We start from the raw sequence: 26972 nt of genomic DNA on the forward strand, positions 1-26972 counted from the left end.
GGCCAGCGCAAGCGCTGTTCAACAAAGCCGCGGCTTTGTTGTGATGCAACTCCAATTATTTTGGGTATAGCCGCGTATTCTGATTAAGTCGCGAGGTCATCAGGATGAATACTGAAGGTTTATCACCACTGCCCATAAGAAAGATGATGAAAAGTATGCCGGGTTTGTGCGAGAGAAAGAACAGAGTGACGTTGAACAGATGAATTTTATCAGCCATGAGGCGGTACTGGCATGGGCTATAAGTTTGAGAACTGATTCATCTGACTGATAGAGTTAAATCCAGTGTAAATCTTGAAACACGGAAAGAGATATCGTCTCTTCCCGTGTCGTTAGCTCGGCGCTTGTTATAACGCAGCGTTAGGCGTCGGTGTTGCATCGCCGCTGCGGCGTTTGCTGAGGAACAGCGCCACCAGTGCCAGCCAGCACAGGCCACTGAGCAGGTTGAACAGATTGAACAGTCCGCTGCCGCCCCACACGTAAGCCACTTTAGCCAGCTCGATACCGACGGTGAACACCATCATGCTCAACATGCCCATGGTGGCGGAGACCGTGCCTTTGCTGACGTTGCTTGAGAACAGCGTCAAACGGTACAGCCCGGCGTTGGCCAGCCCGATGCCGAAAGCGTACAGGCTGAGACCCGCAGTCATCCACAGATAGGCATGGCTGGAGAATATCGTCGCCAGCGCCGCGATCAGCAAACCCACCATCATCGGCCCGGCACCCAATTTGATCAGGCGCGGGACGCTGTTCTTGCCGGTGAGACGTGCCAGCGTCAGGTTGCCGAGGATCAGCGCACCGAACACCGGAATTTGCAGCAGACCGTAATCCAGCGTCGACAGCGACTCGCCGCTGATCAGGATCACCGGCGATTGGGCAATCCAGGCCAGCAGCGGCAGGCTGGCGAAACCGATGGCCAACGCGCCGCAGATAAAGCGGCGGTTGGACAATACCTGACGATAGTCGCGCCACAGGTTGGCGGCCGAGAATTTCTCACCCTGCAGCGAAGCCGTCTCAGGCATGGCTTTCCACAGGCCGTAAAAGGCAAACGCAGCCAGTGCGGCGAACAGTACGAACATGCTCTGCCACGGCGCGACGTGGATCAGCGCGGCACCGGCCAACGGCCCCAGCAGCGGGGCAATCAGCGCCACGTTGGCCATCAGCGCGGTGATTTTGATGCACACCGACTCTTCAAACGACTCCTGGATGGTGGCGTAACCCACTGCGCCGATAAAGCACAGGCCAATCCCCTGCAGGAAACGCATAAAGATAAACTGTTCGATGCTGGTCACCAGCAAAATAGCCAGACAGGCGACGATAAAAAACGCCACGCCGGCCAGCATGACCGGGCGACGCCCGCGCCGATCCGACAACGGCCCCAGCAGCCATTGCAGGAAAATACCGCCGGCCAGATAGGCGGTCATTGAGGTTGGCACCCACTCTTCACCGGCGTTGAAATCGGCCACTACCGCCAACATGCCAGGTTGGATCATATCGTTGCCGATATAGGTGGCAAATTCGAACAGCACCAGACAAAGCGGGAATAAAAGCGCCTGTCGACCCAAGCGAGCCGCAGGTGGTAAAGTAGTTTTCATATTTATCGTACTGAAAGTAAAGAAGAAATAAGGAACTGCCAGGGCGGGAAGCGCAATCTGAGCGAGTTGTGGCGGCTATTTTGCCGCCAATTGTTCACCTTAGCAACGATAAGGTGTTGTTTCAGCACATTCTGATATTCGCCGTCAGGGTTGCCACCCACACTTTCGCTCTATAACCTTATTTTAACAAATCAAGATGACAATATTGCGGGCGATCTTTTGAGCAATAAAATTGGCTGGATAGATAACTTGCGCGCAGTGGCGTGCATGATGGTGGTGATGATCCACGCCACCACCTACTACGTCACCAGCGGGGTGGCGGTGGGCGAACATAACTGGGACATCGCTAACGTACTGAACTCACTGTCGCGCGTTTCGGTACCCCTGTTTTTCATGATTTCCGGCTACCTGTTTTTCGGCGAGAAAAGCGCCGGCAAAAAGCATTTCATCCGCATTGGCTACTGTATTGCGTTTTACAGCGCGGTCGCGCTGATTTATATCGCGGCGTTTACCAAAATCGGTTTCTGGCCGTCGCTGCGCGGCATATTGTTAAAGCCGGTGTTCTACCATCTGTGGTTCTTCTATGCGATCGCGGTGATTTATCTGCTGTCGCCGCTGATCAACGTCAAGCCGGTATCACGCCGCTATCTGGCCGGCGTGCTGGTGATCCTGGCGGTGGTTGCCAATCCCAATACCAGCTCAATGACCCTGGGTAACGTTCATCTGCTGCCGGTCAATCTGTATATCTACGGAGACACCTTTTACTACCTGCTGTACGCGTTGGCCGGCCGGGCGATTGGCATGATGGACACCCAGGGGCGAGGTACCAGTTGGCTGGCGATATTGGGGTTTGTGGCTAGCGTGGCGTTGATCGTTCAGGGCACCAAAAGCCAGATGTTCATCAACGGTAACTTTGCCGATACTTATTACATCTACTGTGGGCCGCTGGTGTTTATCGCGGCGGTATCCCTGGTGGTATGGTTTAAAAATTGTCTGCCCGAGCCTATTGGCTGGTTAGGCATTTTTTCCCGACATTCGCTGGCAATCTACGGTTTTCACGCCATTATCGTCAATTTTATGCGCAGCCGTCACCTGACGCTGACCGCCCATCCGTTACTGGATATCTTCTGGGTATTTGGCGTGGCGTTGGCGCTCAGCCTGCTGTTGTCGATGGGGCTGCAGAAAATAGACTCTCGGCGGCTGGTGTCATAACGCGGTCGAGCCGCGCTGCTGGGCACGCCGCAGTTGACGACCGGAGGAAAACCCCGCCGCCAGCGCCGCTTTTTCCAGCCCATAACCCTGTTGTAGCCGCTGCTGCGCCACCGCCAGCCGCAGCTGTTCATGGTATTCACGCACGCTGATGCCGACGTGGCTACGGAACAGCCTGGCCAGATGGCGGCTGCTGACATGGGCCTTTTCCGCCACCTGCGGCACCGACCATTCGGCCTCGGGTTCGGCGGCCATCACGTCTTGCGCACGGTGCACCGCCGGGTGCAGATGGTTGCGGTAACGCAGCCAAGGGGAGAGCTGCGGATCATCGCCGGAACGGCGAAAATACACCACCATTTCACGGGCAATCTCCATTGCCCGTATTGCACCGCATTGGCGGTTAATCAAATGCAGCGCCAGATCGATACCGGCGGTAATGCCGGCGCTGGTGTATAGGTTGCGGTCTTCAACAAAGATACGGTTCTCTTTCACCTGCGCGGCCGGGGCCTGCTGACGCATGCGTTCGATCACATCATGGTGGGTGGTGCACTGATAGCCGTCGAGTAGCCCGGCCTGCGCCGCCAGCAGGGCGCCGGAGCAGATACAGACCAGCGTGATGCGCTGCTGCCGCAAATCGGGTTGCAGCGCCGCCAGCCAGTGGCGGGCCTGTTCGGCCGCCTGATGGTCGAAATCGCTGCGTGAATCGCGTGCGCCGGGTACCACCACAATAGCGCCGTCTTCCAGTCGGGCGGGCAGCGGCTGCAGCTGGCTCAACGTCATGCCAATCGAGCAGGTGATCTGCGGCAGTGGGCTGATGTAGCGCAGGCTGAATGCCCCGGCCAAACGCAGGGTTTCGGCCGGGCCGCTGACGTCCAGCGATAGCGCGTTGGGCAACATCAAAAAATAGACGGCCTGCGGCATGATTACTCCTGTGAGAGTTGCGCCAGCACTTCATCCACGCTGGCGAGCTGGGCGAAGCGGTCGACCAGCACCGTCTCAGTATGCCGCTTGAGCTGTTCGGTGGTAAAGACTTCTCCATTGGGATGCTGCATCGGGAAAGTCATCGTGGCCTCGGTGACGAAAGTCACCCGATAACCGAGATCGGACGCCACCCGGGTGGTGGTTTCGCAGCACTGTTCGGTGCGGATGCCGGAGATAATCAAGTGATCGATATCCCGTTGGCGCAGCCAGGCGTCCAGACCGGATTCGGTCAGTGCATTGTGCACCTGTTTATGAACGGTGACGTCTGCCTGATGGTTGAGGAACGGCAGCGGTTTTACCCAGCCGGATGCCAGCGAAAACGGCCCCTCCGGTGATACGTGGAAAACATCAACCAAGGCTACGCCCTGCCGGCGACAGCCTTCGATCAGCCGTGTCAGTGCCTGCTGGAAAGCGGGCAGATCTTCTTCCTGCCAGAATGGGCGATGCTGGAATGATTGTTGAACATCGATGATCAATAACGCGCTCTGTGACATTTTCGGCCCTCCGCCAATGGGTATGACGCCATACTGCGCCGTTACTTTGTCTGGCAGAAGGCCAAAAACGGCCATCATGGTGACATCAACGGACCAGCATCAGACTTTGCCGACCTGGCCAGCGACCAGCCGCCCCTGATGGAAAGTGGCCGTGCGCGCCGGCAGGCGTGCCACCGCCTCGGCGGAGCAACTGGCGTTGACCAGTACAAACTCTGCGTTGTCCCCGGCCTGCGGCCAGACGCGTTGGCCTTTGTCGTTCAGCGGCAGCACGCCACCGGTCGAGATTGCCATAGCACGGGAGAGGTGGAATTCGTCGGAGCCGCGGTAAAGTTGGGCGTAAAGGTTGGCTTTTTCCAGAATGTCACCGCTGCCGAACGGTGACCAATGGTCGATCACGCTGTCGGTTCCGGTCATCACAAATACCCCTTTTTCACTGAGCTGCGGCAGCGGCATCATCAGCCCGCCAATCGGCACCGTAGAGGCGATGGTGATTTGCTGCGCCGCCAGCCGGCTAGCGGTTTCCTCCAGTTCATTCGGGTTCAGCACGGTCAGGGCAAACGCATGGCTGATGGTGACTTTACCGCGCAGCGCCGGGTTCTTTTCTACGGTGGCGATCATGTAGTTGATTGCCGCTACGCCAGCGGGGCTGGTTTCATGCAGGTGGATATCGACGCCTTTGCCGGTGTCGAGTGCAATCTGGAACATCGCATCCAGCGACTTCTCCATGGCGCCGTCAACGTTGGTCGGATCCAGTCCGCCGACGTATTGCACCCCCATTTGCATGGCCTCGCGCATCAAGCCGTCGACTTTGGAATGCAGCAGGCCATGCTGCGGGAAGGCGACGATTTCACAGCTGAAGTCCGCCCGGTGGTTTTCCAGCGCACGCTGCAGGTGTTCCAGGCTTTTCAACCCGCTGACCGGATCGATATTGCAGTGGCTGCGTGCCACGGTGCTGCCTTTCGATTGCAGCAAGGCGATCAGGTTTTCCGCACGCTGCTGCGAGGTGGGCAACAGCTTGGGGATCAAGGTCTGTTCGAGCGCGATCATGTCCATGATGGTTTTGCCCTGACGTGGGCGCGGTGCCTGCCATGGGCCGCTGTAGAAGGTTTTATCCAGATGGATATGCATGTCGCGAAATGCCGGCAGCAGCAGTTGGCCCTGCGCCTGATAGCGCGCTACCCCGGCGGGAGGCGTTGCTTCTTTCGGGTGCAGGGCGGCAATTTTTCCGTCTTTGATTTCAAGCTGATACAGCGCGGTGCGGGTGCCGATCACCGTCTCGCCATCGTACTCAAAACCGTCTTCCAGTCGAACGTCGCTCAGCCAGTAGTGGCTGTCGGTCAGGGTCATAGGTGTGCTCTCTGGTATACATGCGCTGCTCGCTGGCGCGGCGGCTTGCGCCACGCCCCCCGTCAGGCCAATGACTGCGCAGGCGGTGGTGATTTTGCCGGTTTGGCTGAGGAAAGCTCTGCGGCTTTGTTGTTGGTTTTTTTCCACGTTCAATTCCTTAATCCAGAGGTGAGGTGCGTCAAAAGACAGCCACCAATTTAGGAGAGGAGCGCGTGGGTTGGCAGTGACATTTGCCACTGGCGACTATTCGATTTGGCAATAATAAGGGGGCGCTGTTTGGCCCCCTTTCGGTTTTATATCAACGGTAACAGACGGGAATAGAGCTCGCGGAAGGTGCTGCGCAGCGCGGTGTACTGCTGGTGGCGCTCGGCATCCGGTGTATGTACCTGTTCCAGCGGCAATTCAGGCAACAATTCAACCAGTGGGCGTTGCGGGTTCAGGGCAATCTGAGCCAAGCGAGCCGCCCCCAGCGCCGGGCCAACATCGCCGCTGGTGCGGTATTCCAGCCGCTGACCGCTGATATCCGCCAGCATTTGTCGCCAGAAGGGGCTGCGCGCGCGCCGCCGCCAATCAGGGTGATACTGGACGGCTGCAGACCGCTGGCGTGCAGTACGTCCATGCCATCAGCCAGGGCGAAACCAACCCCTTCCAGCACGGCGCGCGCCAGGTCGGTTGGCCCATGCTGGTGAGTCAGGCCCCAGAATGCGCCTTTGGCGTTAGGATTGTTGTGCGGCGTACGCTCGCCGGACAGATAGGGCAGGAACCACAGCGGCGCTGCCGCCGGCGGCGCCTGTTCGACATTGCGCAGTAGGGTAGCGACGTCCTCGACGTTGGTCAGTTTGCACACCCAGTCCAGGCAGGATGCGGCGCTGAGCGTGACCGACATCAGGTGCCAGGTGTCGGGCAACGCATGGCAGAAACTGTGTACCGCGCTGGCCGGGTTACTGAGTAAACCGTCGCTGACGGCAAAATAAACGCCGGAGGTGCCGAGTGACAACATCGCCTGCCCCGGCTGATACAGGCCTACGCCGATCGCCCCGGCGGCATTATCACCGCCGCCGGCCACCACCTGCACTGGCGACATGCCCCAACGTTTGGCCAGTTCAATATGGGTCTGGCCGGTGATCTGATTGCCTTCGAACAGCTGTGGCATCTGGCGGCGAGTCAGGCTGCATGCCGCCAGCATCTCCTCGCTCCAGTCGCGCCGCGCCACGTTCAGCCAGCCGGTTCCTGCGGCGTCCGACATGTCGCTGGCGAATTCGCCGGTGAGGCACCAGCGCAGGTAATCCTTGGGCAGCAGGACTTTATCTATACGCTTGAACAGCTCGGGCTCATGCTGCCGTACCCACAGCAGTTTGGGGGCGGTAAAGCCCGGCATCATCAGGTTGCCAGTGATTTGCCGCGACTGCGGCACCGCCTGTTCCAGCGCCAGACACTGTGCGGCGCTCCTGCCGTCGTTCCATAAAATCGCCGGGCGCAGCACCTGCTGACGTGCATCCAACAGCGTGGCACCGTGCATCTGACCGCTGAGCCCAATGGCTTTTACCTGCTGCAGGTTGTGTTGCTTGCCCAGCGCCAGCATCGCGCGGTCGGTGGCGTGCCACCAGTCCTGCGGGGCCTGCTCTGACCATAGGGGATGAGGACGGGAAATGGGCAGCGATTCACCGTGGCTGGCGAGCAATTGGCCCTGCTCGCTGAGCAAAATAACTTTTACGCCGGAAGTGCCGAGATCGATGCCGATATACATGGTTGAGGATCCTTAAAGGCGCGGCGTGTGCCGCGCGATCGGTTAGCCGAACAGATAGCGGTTCATCAGGTTTTCGAGCTGTTCCTGACGGCCGCTGACGTGCTGCGGCGCCAGTGCATGGCCTTCAGCGTACTGCGCCAAGGCTTCGAGCGACAGTTTGCCCTGCAAAATTTGCTGGCCCAATTCACCATTCCAGCCGGCATAGCGTTTCGCTACCTGCTGATGCAACTGGCCGTCAGTCACCATTTTTGCCGCGACCTTCAGTGCCAGTGCCATAGTATCCATGGCGCCAATATGGCCATAGAACAGATCGTACTTGTCGGTGCTTTGACGGCGGACTTTGGCATCGAAGTTCAACCCACCGGTGGTGAATCCCCCGGCGTTGAGAATTTCGAACATCACCAGCGCGTTCTCTTCTACGCTGATCGGGAATTGGTCGGTATCCCAGCCCAGCTGTGGGTCACCCCGGTTGGCATCGACAGAGCCGAAAATGCCCAGCGCAATGGCGGTGGCGATTTCATGGTGGAACGAATGGCCTGCCAGCGTGGCGTGGTTGGCTTCGATATTCACCTTGATCTCTTTTTCCAGGCCGAACTGCTTAAGGAAACCATAGACGGTGGCGACGTCGTAGTCGTACTGATGTTTGGTCGGTTCCTGCGGTTTGGGCTCAATCAGCAGGGTGCCCTGGAAACCGGTTTTGTGTTTATGCTCCACCACCATCTGCATAAAGCGGCCAATTTGCTCACGTTCCTGGCGCAAATCGGTATTGAGCAAGGTCTCATAGCCTTCACGCCCGCCCCACAGCACGTAGTTTTCACCGCCCAGGCGCTGGGTGGCGTTCATGGCGGTGAATACCTGGGTGGCTGCCCAACTGAAGATTTCCGGATCCGGGTTGGTGGCGGCCCCGGCGCCATAACGCGGATGGGTAAAACAGTTGGCGGTGCCCCACAGCAGTTTCACGCCGCTGCTGTGCTGCTTTTCTTCCAGCACGTCGGTCATTACCGCAAAGTTGTGCAGATACTCTTTCAGCGAGGCACCTTCCGGTGAGACGTCTACGTCATGGAAGCAGTAGTAAGGTACGTTCAGCTTGTGGAAGAACTCGAACGCCACGTCGGCTTTGCGTTTGGCCAGCGCCAGCGCGTCGCCCGGCTGCTGCCAGGGACGATCGAAGGCACCGACGCCGAACATGTCCGCGCCGTTCCAACAGAAGGTATGCCAGTAACAGGCGGCGAAACGCAGATGTTCCGCCATGCGCTTGCCAAGCACCAGTTCATCCGGATTGTAGTGATGAAAGGCCAGGGGGTTATTGCTGGCTGGGCCTTCGTAGCGCACTTGCTCAAGCTGATCAAAATAAGGTTGCATTATCGACTCCTGGGTAGCAATGCCCGAGTTACGGGATGGCTTTATCTTCGGAGTTTGCGGCAGACGGCTCAATTACGTTATTTCACACTTAAATTCACAGAATTATTAAATGTGCGGCAGATCCCATAATAAGGGTTTAACCGTGCTTTATTTAAGGCTTCTTTCATTTTTATTTGTCGATGTGCTGTTTTACAGCGTGAAAGCATGACCGCCATCATAAAAATAACATTAAACCAAAAATCGTAATTGGCCGGTAAAAATCAGTAATTGCCGAAGTATAAATAAGCGACAACAATCTGCTCGAAGCTGTGTAATCGGCCTATTTCAATTACCTTCCTTATGCTTTAAATAACAAAGGTATATAAGATGAAATTTAAACCTGTGTTCCTTTCTGTCTGCGCGCTGCTGGCGCTGGCCAGCCAACCGGCGTTCAGCAAAGAAGTCAAAATCGGCATGGCGATCGATGACCTGCGCCTGGAGCGCTGGCAAAAAGACCGCGATATCTTCGTCAGCAAAGCCAAGTCGCTGGGGGCAGACGTGTTTGTCCAATCCGCTAACGGCAATGAAGAAACCCAAATGGCGCAGATCGAAAATATGATCAACCGTGGCGTCGACGTGCTGGTGATTATTCCTTATAACGGCCAGGTGCTGAGCAACGTCATCAGCGAAGCCAAACGGGAAGGCATTAAGGTCCTGGCTTACGACCGCATGATCAATAACGCGGACATCGATTTCTACATCTCCTTTGATAATGAAAAGGTCGGCGAATTGCAGGCGCAAAGCCTGGTGCAGCGGGTACCGCAGGGCAATTATTTCCTGATGGGCGGCTCGCCGGTGGATAACAACGCCAAGCTGTTCCGCCAGGGCCAGATGAAGGTGCTGCAACCGCTGATCGACGGCGGGAAAATCAAGGTTGTGGGCGATCAGTGGGTTGATGGATGGCTGCCGGAAAACGCATTGAAAATCATGGAAAATGCGCTGACCGCCAACAATAACAAGATTGACGCGGTGGTGGCTTCTAACGATGCCACCGCCGGTGGCGCAATTCAGGCGCTTGCCGCACAGGGCCTGGCGGGCAAAGTGGCCATTTCCGGCCAGGACGCCGATCTGGCGGCGGTGAAGCGTATCGTCGCCGGCACCCAGACCATGACGGTCTATAAGCCAATCAGCAAACTGGCCGATGAGGCTGCGGGCATTGCCGTGCAGCTGGGCAAGGGCGAACAGCCGAAAACCAACGCCAGCTTAAATAACGGCAGCAAAGAAGTGCCCTCCTGGTTATTAACGCCGATCCCGGTGGATAAAGCGAATATCGACAGCACTATTATTGCCGACGGTTTCCACAAAAAAGCCGACATTCAATAATTCCGAAAGCCGGTAATGTGGAGGGAATAATGCCCAACCTATTAGAAATGAAAAATATCACCATGCAGTTCGGTGCAGTTAAGGCGGTGGATAATGTCAGCCTGAAACTGGAAGCTGGCCAGGTATTATCGCTGTGTGGTGAGAACGGTTCGGGAAAATCCACCCTGATGAAAGTGCTGTGCGGAATATATCCACACGGCAGTTATCAGGGAGATATTTATTTCTCTGACGATTTATTGACGGCGAAAAATATTCGCGACACCGAGCAGAAAGGTATTGCCATCATTCACCAGGAGCTGGCGCTGGTAAAGCAGATGACGGTGCTGGAAAACATGTTTCTCGGCAATGAATGGCGCCGCTACGGGGTGATGGATTATGACGCCATGTACCTGCGCTGCCGGCGTATGCTGGCGCAGGTCAAACTGGAGGTGGATCCCAATACGCCGATTGGCGAACTCGGGTTGGGGCAGCAGCAACTGGTGGAGATCGCCAAGGCGCTGAACAAACAGGTTCGGCTACTGGTATTGGATGAACCTACGGCTTCGCTGACGGAAAGTGAAACCGCCACGCTACTGGCGATCATCGGGGATCTGCGCGATCACGGTATTGCCTGTATCTACATTTCGCACAAGTTGAACGAGGTGAAGGCGATCTCGGATCTGATCTGCGTGATCCGCGATGGCAAGCACATCGGCACCGGTCCGGCGGCGGAAATGAGTGAGGACGACATTATCGCCATGATGGTGGGGCGAGAGCTGACCGAGCTGTATCCGCAACAACAGCATGAGATAGGCGAGGTGATCCTGCAGGTGGATAACCTGACCGCCTGGCATCCGGTTAACCGTCAGGTTCGCCGAGTGGACGATGTCTCTTTCAGCCTGCGGCGCGGCGAAATACTCGGCGTTGCCGGGCTGGTCGGCTCAGGGCGTACCGAAACCATGCAGTGCCTGTTCGGCGTCTACCCTGGTCGTTGGCAGGGCAGCATTACCCTCAATGGTCAGCCGGCCACTATCAACAACTGCCGTCAGGCGATGCGCTACGGTATTGCCATGGTGCCGGAAGACCGCAAGCGTGATGGCATCGTCCCCGTGATGGGCGTCGGGGCCAATATGACGCTGGCGGCGCTGAGTGATTTCAGCGGCATGCTGACGGTGATCGACGACGCCCATGAACAGGCAACCATCCGCCAGTCGCTGGCGCAGCTGAGGGTGAAAACCTCCTCGCCAGAACTGGCTATCGCCCGCTTGAGTGGGGGCAATCAACAGAAGGCGATTCTGGCCAAGTGTCTGCTGTTGAAGCCGAAAATCCTGATTCTGGATGAACCGACACGCGGCATCGACATCGGTGCAAAACAAGAAATCTATAAATTAATCAATCAACTGGTACAGCAGGGGATTGCGGTGATCGTGGTTTCTTCCGAGTTGCCGGAAGTGCTGGGATTAAGCGATCGGGTGTTGGTGATGCACCAGGGGCGCATCAAGGCTTCGTTGATCAACCGCGGTTTGACTCAGGAACAGGTGATGGAAGCCGCTTTGAGGAGTGAAACAGATGTCGAAAAACACGCAGTCTGAAGCGTTGGTAGCGGCAAGGGTGGAGAAAAAAACGACGGTGAAGCTGAAATCCATCAATTTGCAGGTGTTTGTAATGTTGGCGGCGATAGTCGTCATTATGCTGTTCTTTACCTTTACCACCGAAGGGGCCTATCTCAGCGCGCGTAATATCTCCAACCTGCTGCGCCAGACGGCGATCACCGGCATTTTGGCAGTCGGAATGGTGTTCGTGATCGTTTCGGCGGAAATCGATCTGTCGGTCGGTTCGATGATGGGGCTGCTGGGCGGCGCGGCGGCGATTTTTGACGTCTGGTTCGGTTGGCCGTTGCCGCTGACCATCGTGGTGACGCTGGTGGCCGGTCTGCTGTTGGGGGCCTGGAACGGCTGGTGGGTTGCCTATCGCAAAGTCCCTTCGTTTATCGTCACTCTGGCGGGGATGTTGGCCTTTCGCGGCATCCTGATCGGTATCACCAATGGCACCACGGTGGCACCGACCAGCGGCGCCATGTCGCAAATCGGTCAGAGCTATTTACCGGGTGGGCTGGGTTTCGGTATCGGCGCGGTGGGGCTGATGCTGTTTGTGGCCTGGCAATGGCGGCGGCGCAGTCGACGCGTACAGCTGGGGTTGCCGGTAGCCACGCCGACCGGTGACGTAACCCGCCAGAGCATTTTGGCGCTGCTGGTACTCGGCGCAATCTATTTACTCAACGACTATCGCGGGGTGCCTACGCCGGTGCTGATCCTGACCGCGCTGATGCTGGCGGGGATATTTATGGCCACCCGCACCGCCTTTGGCCGTCGGATTTACGCTATCGGCGGCAATATTGACGCTGCGCGCCTGTCGGGCGTCAACGTCGAGCGCACCAAACTGGCGGTGTTTGCCATCAACGGTCTGATGGTGGCGATTGCCGGTCTGATCCTCAGTTCGCGGCTGGGCGCCGGTTCGCCTTCGGCGGGGAATATTGCCGAGCTGGACGCCATCGCTGCCTGCGTGATTGGCGGCACCAGCCTGGCCGGAGGCATAGGCAGCGTGGCCGGGGCGGTGATGGGGGCGTTTATCATGGCCTCGCTGGATAACGGCATGAGCATGTTGGACGTACCGACTTTCTGGCAGTACATCGTCAAGGGGGCCATTTTGCTGCTGGCTGTGTGGATGGATTCCGCCACCAAGCGCCGGGCATAAGAATATATCCTTCATACTTGAAGCTGCATCTGTGTTGGCTACACTCACTCACCCGAATCACTTACTTTAGTAAGCTCATCGGAATGAGTTCCTTTGCCGCCTTGATACGACTCCAATTATTTTGGATATAGCGCCCGCGGTCACAGTTATGAGGTGATGCTTGCTGCTCTCGCAGAAAATACCCTGTAGCTTTCAAGTTGCAGTCAGGCGACTCACTCGCCATCCCCAGACAGGGTTGGGGCGCTGCATGCTGCGCCCGCCTTAATCGGGGCGAATTTATTCGCCCCCTACTGGGGGTTACCGGGGATACCGCATGTTCGAAAAGCGCTTTCGCATTACGTTGCTGTTCAACGCCAATAAAGTGTATGACCGCCAGGTGGTTGAGGGCGTTGGTGAGTATTTACAGGCTTCACAGTGCGATTGGGACATCTTTATCGAAGAGGATTTTCGCTGCCGTATCGACAACATCAAGGATTGGTTGGGCGATGGGGTGATTGCCGATTTCGACGACCGTGAAATCGAACATTTGCTGCATAACGTCAGGGTGCCGATCGTCGGTGTGGGCGGCTCTTATCATCGTGATGAGGATTACCCGCCGGTGCATTACATCGCCACGGATAATCAGGCGTTGGTTGAGGCGGCGTTCAGCCACCTGAAGGAAAAGGGCATTAATCGCTTTGCCTTCTACGGCTTGCCGAGCGAAGGCGGTAAACGTTGGGCGCAAGAGCGTGAACATGCTTTCCGTCAGCGGGTGGCGCTGGAGCAGTATCAGGGCGTGGTCTATCAGGGCATGGCCACTGCGCCGGAGAATTGGCAATACGCCCAGAACCGGCTGGCGGACTGGGTACAGACGCTGCCGCAGCAGACCGGCATCATCGCCGTGACTGATGCCCGGGCACGCCATCTGCTGCAGGTTTGCGAACATCTGGACATTGCGGTGCCCGAAAAGCTGTGCGTCATCGGCATCGACAATGAAGAGCTGACGCGCTACCTGTCGCGGGTGGCGCTGTCTTCCGTGGCGCAGGGCACCCGCCAGATGGGCTACCGTGCCGCCAAGCTGCTGCATCAGTTGCTCGATCGTCGTGAGCTGCCGCTGCAACGTATTCTGGTGCCGCCGGTGAAGGTGATCGAGCGTCGTTCCACCGACTTTCGTTCGCTGCGTGATCCGGCGGTGATCCAGGCCATGCATTATATTCGCCATCACGCCTGTAAGGGTATCAAGGTCGAACAGGTGCTCGATGCGGTAGGGCTGTCGCGTTCCAATCTTGAAAAACGCTTCAGAGATGAAACCGGCGAAACCATCCACCATGTAATCCATCAGGAAAAGCTGGATCGGGCCTGTAACCTGTTAAAGGCAACTTCATTGACCATCAACGAGATTTCGCAGATGTGCGGCTACCCCTCACTGCAGTATTTTTACTCGGTATTCAAGAAGGGTTACGACATGACGCCGAAAGATTACCGCGAGCGTTACGGTGAGGTCGGGTATTAGTGCTTGCTTGTTTAATGTAGCTTTGTTGGCTACATTTGTAGCTAATAAGGCTACATAGAGAAGCACCATGTACGACTCTTTGCTCGATCTTTTATTCAGTGAATATCGACGAAAAGTGCTAAATCTGCTGCTAATGCAGCCGGAGCAGGCATTTCATGTCCGCGAAATTGCGCGTCGGACCGCAACTCAGGCCGGTACTCTACATAAAGAGTTGAGCAAGTTGGCGCTGGGCGGCATTCTGCTAAGACAGCCCCAAGGGAAGCAGATTTATTATCGCGCTAACCCCGACTGCCTGATTTTTGCAGAGTTGGTAGCGATTTTCCGCAAAACCTCTGGGGTGGCCGCACGTTTGCGGCAGGTATTATCCGAGCTTAATGCTGAGCTTGAGCTGGCGTTTATTTTTGGTTCGATCGCCAGTGGTAAAGCGACGGCAGACAGTGACATAGACGTCCTGATCGTCGGTCACTTGTCTTTTTCTGAGGTGATCAACGCGTTTTACCCGTTACAGCAGGAACTGGGTCGAGAAATTAACCCCAAGCTGTACTCGCCGGCAGAGTGGCAAATGGCTTTGGCGGAAAACTCAGCCTTTATTCAGGATATTATGAGTAAGCCCCAGCTAAGGATTTTGGGAGGCAAGGATGACGTTAGACAACCTGATAGGTCTTGGCCTGGAGGCGATACAACCTGACGCGGGCGCCATCAGAAAATTACTCTCCGCCGCTGCGCGTAACCAGCATGATGCCAGCATCACTTTGCTTAGCAATGAAACACGTTTTGATGCGGCCTATAAAGCGGTTATGCAAATTGCCAATGCTGCTCTGCAGGCGGAAGGTTTTCGGACTTCGACAAATAAACCTGGTCATCATCAGCTAATGATTCAATCGTTGCCGCTTACCCTGGGTATCTCGCGTGAAGCAATGATCTGTCTGGATGCTTTGCGAAAACAACGCAATATCGCTGATTACTCAGGTGATTTAGTGACGGATGCAGCAGTGTACACCTGCCTGGAACAAGCCGAGGCACTGTGGTTGGCGATTAATGATTGGTTGTCACTCAAACATCCGCATCTTTTGGAATAGCCTGTTCACACTAATCCGCAAAACGCCTTCAGCCGTTCGGCCAGTGCCGGGGTGGCGGCGGGGGCACCGTCGCGGTAATAAAGCGCCAGTTCGATGCTGTCGATCGGCGGTAACCCTTCGGCGATGCCGAGCACCCGGTGGCTGGGCAAGCGACAGCTCGCTGGCAACAGCGTGACGCCCAACCCGGCGGCGGATGCGGCGGTGAGAGCCGCCAGACTGGCACTGCTGTAGCCGATGCGCCAGCGCTTGCCAAGGTTATCCAGCGCCTGGCACAGGTCATCGCGGTATAGGCCATTGAGCGGGAACACCGCCAGCGGTACCGGGGATTGTTCGATGGCCGGAAAGGCCAGGCTATCCAGCCACAGTAGCGGCTCCGGCCTGGCGGCGCGCGGAGGTTGACTACGACGCTGTTTCACCAGGATCAGGTCCAGTTCTTCACGGGCATAGGCGCTGTGCAGATCGGCGCTCAGGCCGCTGGTGACGTCCAGCCGCAGGTGCGGGTGCGCCCGGCTGAATTCCGCCAGCAGTTCCGTAGTCGGTGCCGCGAAATCCTCCGGCATCCCCAACCGCAGTACGCCGTCGCGCCAGATACCGGTCAGGGCGTCATGTGCCTCTTCATTCAGCGCGATGATCCGCCGCGCATAGCTCAACAGTTTGACGCCTTCCTCGGTCAGTAATACCTGATGAGAGGAGCGCTCAAACAGCGGTTTACCGAGCATCTCCTCCAACCGACGCACCTGCTGGCTGACGGTGGACTGCGATAAAAATACCCGGTCCGCGGCGCGGGTGAAGCTACCGCTGTCGCACACGGCGACAAAGCTGAGCAATAACTGCGGATTGAACATCGGGTAGCGATTCATTTTCCCACTGCTGGCTATTTTATTATTTAATTTCCCAATACTAGCGGCGTTGCCTAGAGTAATGCAACGCTGCGGCGTACAGGTTGTGACGTCGCACTCTTCACCCCGGAAGTTCAGGAATAGACCGTGTTAAATCATTTTATTGCTCCCCCTTTCTTACGCCGCTGGTTCAATCCCCTGCTGTGGGTACTGGTGCTGATTGGCTTGAATATGCGGCCGTTGCTGACGTCTATTGGCCCGCTGTTGCCGACGCTGCGCCAGGCTACCGGGCTGAGTTTTGGCGGCGCGGCCCTGCTGACCACCTTGCCGGTGTTGATGATGGGGCTGATGGCGTTGGCTGGCGGTGCCATCAACCGTTTGTTCAGTGAACGCACCAGCGTTGTCCTGAGTTTGCTGGCCATTGGCCTGGGTGCTGCCTGGCGCGAGCTGGCACCGGGCAGCACGCAGTTGATGTTGAGTGCGGTGCTGGGCGGGCTGGGAATTGGCGTTATCCAGGCGGTGATGCCCGGTATTATCAAGCATCATTTTCTCAAGCAGATGGCGTTGGTGGCCGGGCTGTGGTCGGCGGCGCTGATGGGCGGCGGTGGACTGGGGGCGGCGATTACCCCCTGGCTGATGAGTGTTGGCCATGACTGGCATAGCGCGCTGGCCTGGTGGGCAGCACCGGCGCTGGTGGCGTTGATCGCCTGGTGGCCCGTCAGCCGAGGTTTGGCACGCCTGACGCCATCCGGTACTGCTCGCGGACCGAGCTTATGGTGCAGCCGTCGCGCCTGGTTGCTCGGTGCCTATTTCGGTTTGATTAATGGCGGCTACACCAGCCTGATCGCCTGGCTCCCCCCTTATTACATGCAGCTCGGCTGGCAGCCGCAGGCCAGCGGGTCGCTATTGGCGCTGATGACCTTCGGCCAGGTCGTGGGGGCGCTGCTGTTGCCCGCCTTGGCGCGCGCTACGGACCGCCGTCCGCTGTTGTTGCTGGCGCTGATCATGCAGTTGGCAGGTTTCATCGGCCTTATCTACCTGCCGCAAACGCTGCCTTGGCTGTGGGTACTACTATCCGGCCTGGGGCTGGGCGGTGCATTCCCGCTGTGCCTGGTGCTGGCGCTCGACCATATTCCGCACCCGGCGGCGGCGGGGCGACTGGTGGCATTTATGCAGGGTATCGGCTTCCTGCTGGCGGGTACGACGCCGTACATTTCCGGCCTGTTGCGTGATTACAGCGGTGGCTTTGTGCTAGATTGGCAAATTCACGCACTGCTGGTGGTGGTGCTTATCGCCATCACCTGGTGCTTCCATCCGCACAGCTACCGGCGAGCGTTCGCCGAATAATATTTCTGTCATTGCGGCTCCCTATAGTGACGTTGCTTTTACTTCTGGGCGATAACAACAAAAAGGGAACCATGACATGCACATCACCAAAACTCGTCTGGCGCTGTTGGCTGGCTGTATGGCGCTGAGCGGTAACCTGTGGGCTGACGCCCAACCGGTGTCTGCGACGCTGGCCGGGCATGCGATACTGGCGGTAAAATCCAGTATTGCGGCGCCACAGGATGCTCCCACCGATTTGCAACAAAGCGGTAAGTACACCAGCGGCAAACGCGTGACGGAACTGGGCAGCGTGGCGGGAAAATCCGCCGATCGCATGACCGGTATCGGCCTGCCGATCGCGGGCCAACCCCTTCAGGGCCATTCCGGTATCAAGCACATGCCTGACGGCACCTACTGGGTGTTGACCGACAACGGCTTCGGCAGCAAAGCCAACTCACCGGATGCGATGCTGTACCTCAATCACTACAAAATCGACTTTGACAACGGCACGGTGACGCCACTGAAAACGGTATTCCTGCACGATCCTGACCAGAAAGTGCCGTTCCATATCGTCAATGAGAGCACCGACCAGCGTTACCTGACCGGCAGTGACTTCGACCCGGAAAGCTTCCAGTTCGCCGACAATGCCCTGTGGATCGGCGATGAATTTGGCCCTTACCTGATCAAGGCCGATCTGGACGGTAAGGTTTTGGCGGTGTTCGACACCAAGGTGGAGGGCAAGGTAGTCAAATCGCCGGATAACCCGACGCTGACCCTACCGGGTGCACCGGATGGCAAACAGAACTTCCAGGTGGCGCGTTCCAAGGGTTTTGAGGGCATGGCGGCATCGCCGGACGGCAGCAAGCTGTACCCGTTGCTTGAGGGCGCGCTGTGGGATGGCGAAAAGTTTGAAAACCGCGATGGAAAACGTTACCTGCGGGTGCTGGAATTTGACGTGAAACAGCAGGCCTGGACTGGCCGCAGCTGGCAGTACGTGCTGGAAGACAACCAGAACGCCATCGGCGATTTCAATATGATCGACGCTACCCATGGACTGGTGATTGAGCGTGATAATGGCGAAGGTACGCCGGACAAAGCTTGTGCGGCGGGTGCGCCAACCGACAACTGCTTCAGCCAGGTGGCGAAGTTCAAGCGGGTATATAAAATCGCTTTTTCTGATGCCAACGTCGGCAAACCGGTCGATAAACTGGCTTATATCGACCTGTTGAACATTCAGGACCCGAACAAGTTGGCGCGCAAACCGCTGAACAACGGTGTGCTGACCTTCCCGTTCTTCACCATTGAAAACGTCGACGTGGTGGACGGCAGTCATATTATTGTCGGTAACGACAATAACTTCCCGTTCTCCTCCAGCCGCCAGCCGAACATGGCGGATGACAATGAATTTATCCTGCTGGACGTCAAAGATCTGTTGAAGCCGTAATTCTGCCGGCCTCCGGTATTTTTGCCGGGGGCCGCCGCTATTTCCCTCTTAGCGCTAAGGATAAACTGCGCTATAATCAGGCTCTTGCTTCTGACTCCCGAAGGAAGATCCTCGTCCCCGGTGGGGCGGCCGGACTTCAAATCCGGTTGGGGCCGCCAGCGGTCCTGGGCAGGTTCGACTCCTGTGATCTTCCGCCACTCTCCAGCGTAAACCCCTTCGGAGCAGCCAATGACCTTCTGCCGCGATGGCTTTATCCCCACGGTAACCGACTTCTCATTGCAGGATGCGTTCACGCCTGTGCTGACAGCGTTGGTCGCAGGCTTGCCGAGCCATTTCCCCGACTTGATCCACTGTATTTATCTCTATGGCAGTGTGGCACGCGGGCAAGCGACACCGGGGGAGTCCGATTTGGATATCACCTTGTTGCTGAGTCGGCGGGCTACTGACGCTGAATTGGCGCTTATTGAGCAATGGCGTGAGGATTTCCAGCAACATCAGACGATAGTCAGTAAGGTGGATTTTGATATTGGCACCCTCGATGAAGCGCTAAATCCCGCCAATCGCTATAGCTGGGGCTATTGGTTGAAACACCATTGCCGCTGTCTTTGGGGAAATGACGTAAGCAACGTATTGCCACTGTTCCGGCCAGATCGTCGTATTGCGCGGGCGGTAAATGCCGATCTGCGCACCGTGCTGGAAGATTATGGTGTGAAAATCTCGGGCGGGTCTCGGGTTGCTGAGCTGCAACGACTCAAACGCGAAGCGGCCAGAAAGCTGATCAGAGCAACTAATATGCTGCGTGATCCTGATAGCCTGTTTTGGCCGATAGCGCTTGATGATTATGCCGAGCAATTATTAGCGCGGCATCCTGATAAGGCTACAGAAATAGATTATCTGCTGGCACATGCTATCAATAATGCTAATGACGCTGAGTTTACCGAGCGAATGATGGACTTTCTTTGTTGGCTTGAACGTCAGCAATAAAGCCGCCCCGAAGTGGCGGCTTATAACTTAAGGCTTAGGCGTACTGGGTTAACTTCCAGGTAGCCGCCTTATTATTGTAGGGCGGCATGGTATTACCTTTCGCTATGGGGGCGGTGGTTGATGGTGTGCCCACGACCTTCCAAACGCCGCTTTCCGGGCATTTTTGCCCTGTTGAAGCAGTAGAACCAAGGGGGGATCTGGTCATCATGATCTTTCCTTAATCAGTGCGGCGCTACCCTAGCACCGCTAATAAAGATATTTACAGGTTCCTGTAGATATTCAATCCCATAAGTGAAATACAAGACATTAGTTTGATATTAGTGAATGCTGGAGTTGATTTTTTAAATTTAAAGATATTTAGCCATTGTTTGTTTCGATATATAAATAATTTATATCATTTTCATTGCACTATTTTATTTATATATATGTTGATGAGTAATCTTAATTGATTATTATTAAATGGTTGGGGTGTTTATAAAATAGTCCAATATATAATAAATTAAAATAGCGCAGTGGACTCGGCTCAAAGACGTTATCTCTGGCGAACACCATTCTTTGCACTGACGCTAGATCGTCTAGTCAAACAGGGGCTGGTCAACAGCGTCAGCGCAGATGAATTTGAAAGGATAAATTAGCAGTGTTAAAGTAAGGATCCCGGTCAGCAGTGATTTTTCGTATACCCTGTCTGACCGGAAATTTTTCCCTGGTGTTGGCTGTGTTGGCTACCTGACCGCAAAGGTCAGGTTTTTTTTCCAGTGCCTAACGAGACTCATTATATGTTGCGGTTCCAAATCCGTAAGTTGTACTTAAGTCCCATCTATACCTAAACTTAAGTTCAGGTTCGATCACCAAAGGGAAAGTCTGACCGCCACGGAGCCTGTATGTTTTCTGCCTTCAATGAAAATCGAACAATAACGGAAACCCTTCGGGATCATATCGATAGGAAGTTGTTACCATTCGGTAGCCCGGAATATGCCTACCTCGCTCTCAGAAAGAACAATCCATCAGATTCACTTATTATTTCAAGCTATCCGGGTGAGTGGCTGGATCTCTATCGAACCAATAATTTCCAACTCACTGACCCGGTAGTATTGATTGCGTCTAAACGCACTTCACCCTTTGTATGGGACGAGAATATTACTCTGATGACAGATAAGATATTTTCTCTCTCTAAACGGTACAATATTGTTAATGGATTGACCTTTGTGTTGCATGACCATCTGAACAATCTGGCGCTATTATCTGTCGTTATAGGCAGTCGCGTACAAGGGGAATTGGAAAAACGTATCTCATCCGATCTCGGGACTATGCAGATGTTACTGATCGATATTAATGAGCAGATGTATCGTCTAGCCGGATCGGCAATTCCCGGCATGCAGAAAAATAATATGAACACACAGAAGCCTATTTTCACCCCACGAGAAAAGGAAGTGCTGTATTGGGCGAGTATGGGTAAAACCTATGGGGAAATTGCTGCTATTTCAGGTATTTCCGTGAGCACGGTGAAATTTCATATGGGTAATACAGTGGTTAAATTGGGCGTCAGTAACGCTCGCCAAGCCATCCGGCGGGGCGTTGAGCTGGAACTTATTACGCCGGTGGCGACATCGGGCAGATAAAACGAAAGGTCAGGCGGTGAAACCTTCAGCCCTCTTTCTGGGTCAGCAGAAGACTGCATGGCATTACCCCGCGAAAGGACAGCTCTCCGCCAACTGAGTCAACCCCTCACGTTCTTGTCGGAACGAAACCTTGCCCTGATCCAGCGTGACCACAAAAATGCTGTCGAAGTCGCTGCCTGGCCATTCGGGCACCAAACTGGCGTCGCCGCCGCGCGCGGCAACGATGTTCTTCACTGCCTTATCGAGATTCTTGTGCTCCCAGGCGATGAAGATGCGCGAGTTTTGGTACTTATCGCTGAGCAGCTCCTGCTGCAGCCCGGCGATGTCATCGGCGTGGAATTGAATGCCGATCGGCAGTCCGACACGTACCGCGGTGGGCATAATGGTCGACAGCGCTCGCAGCGAACTGCCGGTCTTATTCTCTTTGGGCCCGGCGGCAAAGATAAAATCAGGTTTGCCATAGCGGTCCAGTAGCACGTCCGGCAGTGCCAGCGCGCGATTGAGCCCTTTGCAGGTTAACTGCCCGCTGTCGTTGGCGGGTTTCTCCCCGTGCCGCACGAAGATCAGCGTTTCCTGTGCCAGTGCGCTTTGGCTGAGCAGCAGCAACGCCGCTAAACCGCCCAGGATTTTGTTGCCGATTTTGTTAAACATCCTCAACCCTTATGTAATGGCCTGCTGATTTCTGAGCGCTTTTCGTCACGTTACTCGCTATCATAACTGGCGTGACAACAAGGCATGCCGCGCTGATGCGGTGCCTCTGGGATAATTAAATACTGACCTAAGGAAGGATTTACAATGAAAAACATTTTCTTTTTTGATGCGATGCTGACGCCGAAAATCATCACCGGCGTGTACTGGCTGTGCCTGCTGGGCATCATTGTTGGCGGGATTGGGTCGATGTTCTACGGTGAGTTCTTCCGCGGCCTGTTTGCGATCATTATCGGCGGCGTGTTCACCCGCGTTTGCTTCGAAATGATCATCATTGCGTTTAAAAATAATGAGTACCTGCGCAAGATTGCCGAAAAGCCTTAATTAAGTAGTAAACGCCGGGCCATGCCCGGCGTTTTGTTATTCCCCCAGCGTTATCGCCAGCCGTTCCCTCATTAATTCAATAAAATTCTCCGGCACGGTTCTCGCCGTTGGCGAGCGTAGCGCCTGGCTCCAGACCGGCTCCGGGAAATGTGAGTCGTCGAGGTAGCGCGGGATGATATGCCAATGCAAATGGGGCAGTGCGGTGCCCAGGCTGGCGATATTGATCTTCGCCGGCGTCAGCAATTGCCGTAGTTGCGCTTCAACCTGAGCGACCACGGTCATGATGCTGTTGCGCTGATCGTCACGCAAATCGCTCAGTTCGGCGATATGCTCATGCCAGACCACCCGACACCAGCCGGGGAAAGGGCTGTCGGCAATGAAAATGGCCCGGCACAGCGGGTTTTGCCACAGCAGGATTTCATTGGTTGGATGGCAGTAAACGCAGGATTCATTGTTCATTTTTATTCTCCCGCCGCGGTTTTGGGCGCAGCGAAGCTCCCGCCGCGCATTAGCGCAGCATGGATTCAGTATGGAAGAGAGCGGAGCCGTAGCCCCGCAGGAGGTTACGTGTTAATGACCGACTGGCGGCGCACCAGGCTAGGCGCGAATAAAAATTCCTCCACCGGCAATTCAGGGTTTTCCAGCCGACCAATCAGCCGATCGACAATTTTCACCGCCATCTCGCGCAGCGGCGGCGCCACTGAGCTAAGCGCCGGGTTAAACAGCTCGGACAGGAACATGTTATCGATGCCGACAACTGAAATATCCTCGGGCACCCGCACACCAAGCCGCTGGAAGGCCGAAATCATGCCGATGGCCAACATGTCGTTCAGCGCTACAATGCCGTCCGGCCGGGGGTCACTCTGGCAAATTTGTTCGGCCAGCGTCTTGCCTAACTCGGCCATTTCAGCATCGCCGTAGGCGAACTGCGCCTTGCCTTCGATCACCCAGGCCGGCAGCCCTGCGTTTTCCAGTGCCTGCCGGTAACCGGCAATTTTGTTGGCGCGGCTGCTGGTCATGCCGGAAGCGGTAGCGAAGGCGATACGGCGGCAGCCTTGGGCGATCAGATGCTGTGCCGCCATGCTGCCGGCGGCGCAATTATCCATCGACACGCTGTCGATCGGCAGCGCCGCCTCGCCAGTGGCGGCCAGGGTGCGCTCGTCGTAGTTAATCATCACCAGGCCGCGTTTCAGGGCATCGCGAAAATGGGGGCGATCGTAAAACGTGGAGGCCACCACCACGCCGCGAATGCCTAACGCCAGCAGATCGTCGAGAAAACGGATCTCTTCTTCCTGTTGGCGATGGGTATCGCCCAGCAACACCTGATAACCATAGTTTTGCTTGGCCGCCAGCTCAATTTCGCGCACCAGCGCTGCGAAGCTGGGGTTGACGATGGACGGTACCAGCAGGCCCAGCATTTTGACCTGCCCGGTTTTAAGCTGCTGCGCGGCGCGGTTTGGCTGGTATTGCAGCGCCGCCATCGCCTGTTCAATACGGGCCAGCGTATCCTTGCGCATCTGATCGACTCGGCCGTTCAGCACGTTGGATACCGTACTGACCGACACCCCGGCATGACGTGCCACATCACGTATATTCGCCATCACATTCCCGTTTTGCATTAACCCATTACCCCGACTTTATCACGCGGCCGAAAGTGAGTCACAGACCCTTAGGGCGCGAGTTGACCGCCGTTGACGTCGATAATTTGCCCGGTGATATATCCGCTACAGTTATGCGAGGCCAGGAACAGGTAGGTGGGCGCCACCTCTTCGCTGCGGCCAAAGCGGCCCATCGGAATGGAAGCGCGCATTTTACCCAGCACTTCGTCGCTCTTGCCGTGATGGAAAGCGGTGTCGATGCTGCCTGGCGACACGATATTGAAACGGATATTGTCCTGGGTGAACTCCTTCACCCAGTTACGGTGGATATTGTGCAACCAGGCTTTGGCGCTGGCATACAGCCCGGCGCCGATCCCGCCGCCTTCGCGTGCCGCAATGGAGCCGGTGCTGATGACGCTGGCGGTCGTCCCGTTCTCGCGAGCCGAAGCGCGCAGGTGAGGGATAGCGAATTTGGTCACCATCAGCGCCGAGCGGCAGTTCAAATCCATCACTCGATCAAAAAACTCGTCGTCTATCGCTTCCAGCCCGTTGCGACCGCCCAATCCACCGGCGTTGTTGATCAAAATATCGATGCCGCCAAAGCGGGCGACAAAGGCTTCCACCAATGCCTCGCAGCCGGCGGATCGAGACAGATCGGCCGAGAAGAATGCGCATTCACCGGGGAAGGTGGCGATCTCTGCCGGTGGCTCACTGCGCAGGCCGTTAATGCCGACCTTGGCGCCGTGCCGGGCGAACAGGGCGGCGGTCGCCAGCCCGATACCGGCGGTGGAACCGGTGATCAATACGCGTTTGTCGGTTAAATCAGAGAACATGGTGTGACTCCTTGCTTGAGAAAATCAGTAGCCCAGCCGCATCGGCAACCAGGTGGAGAGCGCCGGGAATAGCGCGATAACGATGATGCCAAACAGCACGATCAGCAGGTATTTGGCCATAGGTTTAATCACGTCCTGCATCGGGACGCCGCAGATGGCGCAGGTGGTGTACAACCCCAGGCCGATCGGCGGGGAAAACAGGCCGAAACCCATCGCCAGAATCATCACAATGGCGTAGTGCAGCGGGTTGAAGCCGAGCTGGGTGGCGATGGGCACCAGGATCGGCGCAAAGATAATCAGCGCCGGAGCGCCCTCTAGCACTGCGCCGAAAATAATCAGGATGACAATCGACAGCAGCAGGAACAGCCACGGACCGTAGTCTGCGCCGATGGCGACCAGCAGCTGTGCGCACTGTTGCGGGATCATTTCGATGGTCAGAGCGAAGGACAAACTGGTGGCGCAGGCGACGATAAACAGCAGCATGCCGGACAGCGCGGCGGTGTCGACAAACAGCTTCAGGGTAGCTTTCAGCGTCAGCTCACCAAAGGCCAACCGCCCGACCACGATGGCGTAGACCACCGCGAAGGCGGAGATCTCCGTGGAGGTGGCGATGCCGGCCACCACCCCCTTGCCGATCATCAAAATCATGACCAGACCGACGGCGGCGCCGATCAACAGTTGGCGCGTCGGCATCCGTACCGGGTAGGCGTCATCGACGTTGATGCGTTTGCCGAATATCACGGCGGCAATCAGCAGCAATACCAGCAGGCACAGGGCGGGGATCAGCCCGGCGATAAACAGCGCGCCAATCGAAATGTTGGCGATAAAGCCCATTACGATCAGGTTTACACAGGGGGGAATGGTCTCCGCCATAATGGCTGAAGCGGCGAATACCCCGGCAGACTCTTCGGCAGGTTGGCGAGCCCGACGTACCGCCGGCATCAGTACGCCGCCGACCGTGGCGACGTCCGCCAGCTTGGAACCGGAAATGCCGGAGAAAAACGCCATCGACAAAATCGTCGTCATGTTCAGGCCGCCGCGATAGCGCCCCATGCCGCGCACGATCAGCTCAACCAGCCGTGACGACATGCCATTGACTTCCATCACCGCGCCGGCCAACAGAAAGAACGGGATCGCCAGCAGCACGAAATGGTCGACGCCGGCGGTGACCTGTTGGGCAAAGAAGACGAACGGCAGCGACGGATCGCTGAGGAAAAACACCATCGCCGACATCCCGAGGGTAAAGGCGATCGGCACGCCGGAGATAATGCCAAGAATAAAGCAGGCCAGCATCAATGCGGCGGGCAGCGAGCTGAGCCCGGTGCCAGTATGCAAGCTAAGGTAGCCCGCGGCACCCAACAGCGCGACAACGGCGGCGCTGGTTAACACCACTTTCAGCGGCGCCTGGCAGGCGTGGTCGAGCGCGCTGACCAACATCACCGCGGCACCGATAAATACCGGCACCACGAAAATTGCCTGCGGCAGGCCGTGCTCGGTGGTCTGCGGCAGCGAAATGCCGACCAGGCTGAAGCTGGATACCGTCAGCCCCAATGCCACCAACACCAAAACCCAGCGGCTGGCATGCACCACATACGGCCGGGTGGCTTCCGGTAGCCAGCGCAGAAACAGATCGACACCAATGTGTCTGCCGCGCCCGGTGGAGGTGGCGACGCCGAAGAACACCAGCGTCACCATCAGCGCTCGCGCCACCTCTTCAGCCCATTCGATCGGGCTGTGCAGCGCGTAGCGCCAGACGACTGAAGCGAATACCACCACCACGTTCACCAGCAGCGCCAGTGCGCCGCCCCAGGCGGTAAAGCGGGTCAGGCCGCGGCTTAACTGCGTCAGAATAGCCACTTTTTTCACGCTCATTTCAAGGGTTACAGGAAGGGTCATAGC

General features: G+C 56.5%; 23 protein-coding genes, 1 tRNA gene and 1 pseudogene. 13 read left to right on the top strand and 12 right to left on the bottom strand.

All coding sequences use genetic code 11. From position 1 onward, the window contains the following. Window positions 1-344 precede the first annotated feature (344 nt). On the bottom strand, window positions 345-1592 hold the full coding sequence (locus M495_RS00290) for an MFS transporter (protein ID WP_041414085.1): 1248 nt from the start codon (window positions 1590-1592) through the stop codon (window positions 345-347). A 219-nt stretch (window positions 1593-1811) separates the two neighbouring features. Here M495_RS00290 and M495_RS00295 point away from each other — a divergent pair, with 219 nt between their 5' ends. Continuing rightward, on the top strand, window positions 1812-2804 hold the full coding sequence (locus M495_RS00295) for an acyltransferase (protein WP_041414086.1): 993 nt from the start codon (window positions 1812-1814) through the stop codon (window positions 2802-2804). On the opposite strand, the gene M495_RS00300 is transcribed toward M495_RS00295, so the two are convergent. From M495_RS00300 to xylA, 5 genes and pseudogenes are all read right to left on the bottom strand, one after another. Continuing rightward, a complete protein-coding gene (locus M495_RS00300) occupies window positions 2799-3722 on the bottom strand; it encodes a GlxA family transcriptional regulator (protein WP_020824688.1) in 924 nt (307 codons plus the stop codon). The genes M495_RS00295 and M495_RS00300 overlap by 6 nt on opposite strands. A gap of 2 nt (window positions 3723-3724) precedes the next feature. Continuing rightward, window positions 3725-4276, bottom strand: a complete 552-nt coding sequence (locus M495_RS00305; protein WP_020824689.1) for a cysteine hydrolase family protein — start codon at window positions 4274-4276, stop codon at window positions 3725-3727. 99 nt (window positions 4277-4375) lie between these two features. Further along, complete coding sequence (locus M495_RS00310; RefSeq protein WP_020824690.1) at window positions 4376-5770, bottom strand: amidohydrolase family protein; 1395 nt, start codon at window positions 5768-5770, stop codon at window positions 4376-4378. A 146-nt stretch (window positions 5771-5916) separates the two neighbouring features. Then, window positions 5917-7370: pseudogene (xylB, locus tag M495_RS00315) on the bottom strand (xylulokinase). Window positions 7371-7412: 42 nt separating this feature from the next. Then, window positions 7413-8732 carry a xylose isomerase gene (gene xylA / locus M495_RS00320; RefSeq protein WP_020824691.1) on the bottom strand — a complete coding sequence of 440 codons (1320 nt, stop codon included), beginning with the start codon at window positions 8730-8732 and terminating at the stop codon, window positions 7413-7415. Window positions 8733-9098: 366 nt separating this feature from the next. Here xylA and xylF point away from each other — a divergent pair, with 366 nt between their 5' ends. From xylF to M495_RS00350, 6 genes are all read left to right on the top strand, one after another. Further along, window positions 9099-10094 carry a D-xylose ABC transporter substrate-binding protein gene (gene xylF / locus M495_RS00325; RefSeq protein WP_020824692.1) on the top strand — a complete coding sequence of 332 codons (996 nt, stop codon included), beginning with the start codon at window positions 9099-9101 and terminating at the stop codon, window positions 10092-10094. A gap of 29 nt (window positions 10095-10123) precedes the next feature. Beyond that, a complete protein-coding gene (locus tag M495_RS00330) occupies window positions 10124-11665 on the top strand; it encodes a xylose ABC transporter ATP-binding protein (RefSeq protein WP_020824693.1) in 1542 nt (513 codons plus the stop codon). Then, window positions 11643-12827 (top strand): xylose ABC transporter permease XylH, encoded by a 1185-nt coding sequence (gene xylH / locus M495_RS00335; protein ID WP_020824694.1) that lies wholly within the window; start codon window positions 11643-11645, stop codon window positions 12825-12827. Before M495_RS00330 ends, xylH begins: the two co-directional genes overlap by 23 nt. Before the next feature lie 313 nt (window positions 12828-13140). Continuing rightward, a complete protein-coding gene (gene xylR, locus M495_RS00340) occupies window positions 13141-14319 on the top strand; it encodes a D-xylose utilization transcriptional activator XylR (RefSeq protein ID WP_020824695.1) in 1179 nt (392 codons plus the stop codon). A gap of 67 nt (window positions 14320-14386) precedes the next feature. Then, window positions 14387-15007, top strand: a complete 621-nt coding sequence (locus tag M495_RS00345; protein ID WP_020824696.1) for a nucleotidyltransferase domain-containing protein — start codon at window positions 14387-14389, stop codon at window positions 15005-15007. Then, entirely contained in the window at window positions 14958-15398 is a 441-nt protein-coding gene (locus M495_RS00350; protein WP_020824697.1) for a hypothetical protein, read from the top strand. The genes M495_RS00345 and M495_RS00350 overlap by 50 nt, the downstream gene beginning before the upstream one ends. A gap of 5 nt (window positions 15399-15403) precedes the next feature. Here the strand turns inward: M495_RS00350 and M495_RS00355 are convergent, their stop codons facing one another. Continuing rightward, window positions 15404-16258, bottom strand: a complete 855-nt coding sequence (locus tag M495_RS00355) for a LysR family transcriptional regulator (protein WP_020824698.1) — start codon at window positions 16256-16258, stop codon at window positions 15404-15406. A gap of 126 nt (window positions 16259-16384) precedes the next feature. Between M495_RS00355 and M495_RS00360 the strand changes: the two genes are divergently transcribed. The 5 genes from M495_RS00360 to M495_RS00375 all read left to right on the top strand — a co-directional run bounded on the left by M495_RS00360 (window position 16385) and on the right by M495_RS00375 (window position 21610). After that, window positions 16385-17584 carry a cyanate transporter gene (locus M495_RS00360; RefSeq protein WP_020824699.1) on the top strand — a complete coding sequence of 400 codons (1200 nt, stop codon included), beginning with the start codon at window positions 16385-16387 and terminating at the stop codon, window positions 17582-17584. 76 nt (window positions 17585-17660) lie between these two features. After that, window positions 17661-19007 (top strand): esterase-like activity of phytase family protein, encoded by a 1347-nt coding sequence (locus tag M495_RS00365; protein ID WP_020824700.1) that lies wholly within the window; start codon window positions 17661-17663, stop codon window positions 19005-19007. 102 nt (window positions 19008-19109) lie between these two features. Continuing rightward, window positions 19110-19204 (top strand) — tRNA-Sec (locus M495_RS25715). 31 nt (window positions 19205-19235) lie between these two features. Further along, on the top strand, window positions 19236-19991 hold the full coding sequence (locus tag M495_RS00370) for a nucleotidyltransferase domain-containing protein (RefSeq protein ID WP_020824701.1): 756 nt from the start codon (window positions 19236-19238) through the stop codon (window positions 19989-19991). An 881-nt stretch (window positions 19992-20872) separates the two neighbouring features. After that, on the top strand, window positions 20873-21610 hold the full coding sequence (locus tag M495_RS00375; RefSeq protein WP_020824702.1) for a helix-turn-helix transcriptional regulator: 738 nt from the start codon (window positions 20873-20875) through the stop codon (window positions 21608-21610). 63 nt (window positions 21611-21673) lie between these two features. Here M495_RS00375 and M495_RS00380 read toward each other — a convergent pair whose 3' ends face one another. After that, the gene (locus tag M495_RS00380; RefSeq protein ID WP_020824703.1) at window positions 21674-22261 is read right to left on the bottom strand and encodes a histidine phosphatase family protein; all 588 of its coding nucleotides are present in this window, start codon (window positions 22259-22261) and stop codon (window positions 21674-21676) included. Window positions 22262-22405: 144 nt separating this feature from the next. Here M495_RS00380 and M495_RS00385 point away from each other — a divergent pair, with 144 nt between their 5' ends. After that, on the top strand, window positions 22406-22642 hold the full coding sequence (locus M495_RS00385; RefSeq protein ID WP_020824704.1) for a DUF4282 domain-containing protein: 237 nt from the start codon (window positions 22406-22408) through the stop codon (window positions 22640-22642). A 36-nt stretch (window positions 22643-22678) separates the two neighbouring features. Here the strand turns inward: M495_RS00385 and M495_RS00390 are convergent, their stop codons facing one another. From M495_RS00390 to M495_RS00405, 4 genes are all read right to left on the bottom strand, one after another. After that, window positions 22679-23101 carry an HIT family protein gene (locus M495_RS00390; protein ID WP_020824705.1) on the bottom strand — a complete coding sequence of 141 codons (423 nt, stop codon included), beginning with the start codon at window positions 23099-23101 and terminating at the stop codon, window positions 22679-22681. Between the two features lie 104 nt (window positions 23102-23205). After that, complete coding sequence (locus M495_RS00395; RefSeq protein WP_020824706.1) at window positions 23206-24243, bottom strand: LacI family DNA-binding transcriptional regulator; 1038 nt, start codon at window positions 24241-24243, stop codon at window positions 23206-23208. Window positions 24244-24311: 68 nt separating this feature from the next. Next, complete coding sequence (locus M495_RS00400; protein WP_020824707.1) at window positions 24312-25073, bottom strand: SDR family NAD(P)-dependent oxidoreductase; 762 nt, start codon at window positions 25071-25073, stop codon at window positions 24312-24314. Window positions 25074-25097: 24 nt separating this feature from the next. Beyond that, window positions 25098-26969, bottom strand: coding sequence for a TRAP transporter large permease (locus tag M495_RS00405; protein ID WP_051150502.1), 1872 nt, complete (start codon window positions 26967-26969; stop codon window positions 25098-25100). Between the last annotated feature and the right edge of the window lie 3 nt (window positions 26970-26972).

The sequence above is a fragment of the Serratia liquefaciens ATCC 27592 genome, from assembly GCF_000422085.1.
Classification (GTDB): domain Bacteria; phylum Pseudomonadota; class Gammaproteobacteria; order Enterobacterales; family Enterobacteriaceae; genus Serratia; species Serratia liquefaciens.

Coding starts and splice junctions, on each gene's coding strand:
- M495_RS00290 (WP_041414085.1), bottom strand. CDS start 1,592: ATGAAAACTACTTTACCACCTGCGGCTCGCTTGGGTCGACAGGCGCTT.
- M495_RS00300 (WP_020824688.1), bottom strand. CDS start 3,722: ATGCCGCAGGCCGTCTATTTTTTGATGTTGCCCAACGCGCTATCGCTG.
- M495_RS00305 (WP_020824689.1), bottom strand. CDS start 4,276: ATGTCACAGAGCGCGTTATTGATCATCGATGTTCAACAATCATTCCAG.
- xylA (WP_020824691.1), bottom strand. CDS start 8,732: ATGCAACCTTATTTTGATCAGCTTGAGCAAGTGCGCTACGAAGGCCCA.
- xylF (WP_020824692.1), top strand. CDS start 9,099: ATGAAATTTAAACCTGTGTTCCTTTCTGTCTGCGCGCTGCTGGCGCTG.
- M495_RS00330 (WP_020824693.1), top strand. CDS start 10,124: ATGCCCAACCTATTAGAAATGAAAAATATCACCATGCAGTTCGGTGCA.
- xylH (WP_020824694.1), top strand. CDS start 11,643: ATGTCGAAAAACACGCAGTCTGAAGCGTTGGTAGCGGCAAGGGTGGAG.
- xylR (WP_020824695.1), top strand. CDS start 13,141: ATGTTCGAAAAGCGCTTTCGCATTACGTTGCTGTTCAACGCCAATAAA.
- M495_RS00345 (WP_020824696.1), top strand. CDS start 14,387: ATGTACGACTCTTTGCTCGATCTTTTATTCAGTGAATATCGACGAAAA.
- M495_RS00350 (WP_020824697.1), top strand. CDS start 14,958: ATGACGTTAGACAACCTGATAGGTCTTGGCCTGGAGGCGATACAACCT.
- M495_RS00355 (WP_020824698.1), bottom strand. CDS start 16,258: ATGAATCGCTACCCGATGTTCAATCCGCAGTTATTGCTCAGCTTTGTC.
- M495_RS00365 (WP_020824700.1), top strand. CDS start 17,661: ATGCACATCACCAAAACTCGTCTGGCGCTGTTGGCTGGCTGTATGGCG.
- M495_RS00370 (WP_020824701.1), top strand. CDS start 19,236: ATGACCTTCTGCCGCGATGGCTTTATCCCCACGGTAACCGACTTCTCA.
- M495_RS00375 (WP_020824702.1), top strand. CDS start 20,873: ATGTTTTCTGCCTTCAATGAAAATCGAACAATAACGGAAACCCTTCGG.
- M495_RS00380 (WP_020824703.1), bottom strand. CDS start 22,261: ATGTTTAACAAAATCGGCAACAAAATCCTGGGCGGTTTAGCGGCGTTG.
- M495_RS00385 (WP_020824704.1), top strand. CDS start 22,406: ATGAAAAACATTTTCTTTTTTGATGCGATGCTGACGCCGAAAATCATC.
- M495_RS00390 (WP_020824705.1), bottom strand. CDS start 23,101: ATGAACAATGAATCCTGCGTTTACTGCCATCCAACCAATGAAATCCTG.
- M495_RS00395 (WP_020824706.1), bottom strand. CDS start 24,243: ATGGCGAATATACGTGATGTGGCACGTCATGCCGGGGTGTCGGTCAGT.
- M495_RS00400 (WP_020824707.1), bottom strand. CDS start 25,073: ATGTTCTCTGATTTAACCGACAAACGCGTATTGATCACCGGTTCCACC.
- M495_RS00405 (WP_051150502.1), bottom strand. CDS start 26,969: ATGACCCTTCCTGTAACCCTTGAAATGAGCGTGAAAAAAGTGGCTATT.